Below are 623 nucleotides of genomic sequence, written 5' to 3'. Positions count from 1 at the left end.
GTAATCTCGTAGTCTGGTCGCCTGAGGACTTCCATACCTAATCGAACGGTAGACAGGACATTTCGATTTCTGACTGTATTCGCTTGAAAGTGCCTATCCCACCCTTGTTGCTGTGCATGTATTCCTACCAGCCAAAACATGAGTTGCAGCATTAAAGCTATCAGCAAAATAATATCGAACCTTTTGGGGCAACTAGTGCGGCTTTGACGTAGGCCTACCAACGTTTGGTCAGCTTAGTGGAAGCGTATGATGTTGAGGCGCTGGGCATAGTTCAAGATGCCCAGCAATTCAGGATTTGGACCGAAGAGCAGAAGCTTCAATTCATTGATGCTATTGAAGGATTTAAATTTGAGTTGGCCAAATAGTTGCTTGACCAATTTCCAAAACATAACTATACCAAAAAGTAGGTAGAGAGCAGCTACCTTAGAATAAATGCAGCGTCAGTTAATTCATTTTGAAAAAGGGATCTACACTATGAACATTAACAATACAATGAAGCTGGTGTTTGGGGTCATCGCCTTAGGCATTATCATCAGTGTCATCACCGTTTTTCAGCTTAACGGCCTATTGCAGAAAGTGGATGATATGGCACAAGTTCGTTACCAGTCCTATCAAGCTGCTGA

1 protein-coding gene and 1 pseudogene are annotated in these 623 nt (G+C 42.7%); one reads left to right on the top strand and one right to left on the bottom strand.

Going from position 1 to position 623, the window contains the following annotated elements; translation table 11 throughout:
* Window positions 1–218 (bottom strand): annotated as a pseudogene (locus tag QTN94_RS20290) (IS4 family transposase); the annotation flags it as partial.
* Window positions 219–236: 18 nt separating this feature from the next.
* Between QTN94_RS20290 and QTN94_RS20285 the strand changes: the two are divergent.
* A complete protein-coding gene (locus QTN94_RS20285) occupies window positions 237–365 on the top strand; it encodes a hypothetical protein (RefSeq protein WP_331428677.1) in 129 nt (42 codons plus the stop codon).
* Window positions 366–623: the final 258 nt, after the last annotated feature.

The sequence above is a fragment of the Vibrio sp. M250220 genome, assembly GCF_036533795.1.
In the GTDB taxonomy this organism is placed as follows: Bacteria; Pseudomonadota; Gammaproteobacteria; order Enterobacterales; family Vibrionaceae; genus Vibrio.
This window is presented reverse-complemented; position numbering and strand designations above follow the sequence as displayed.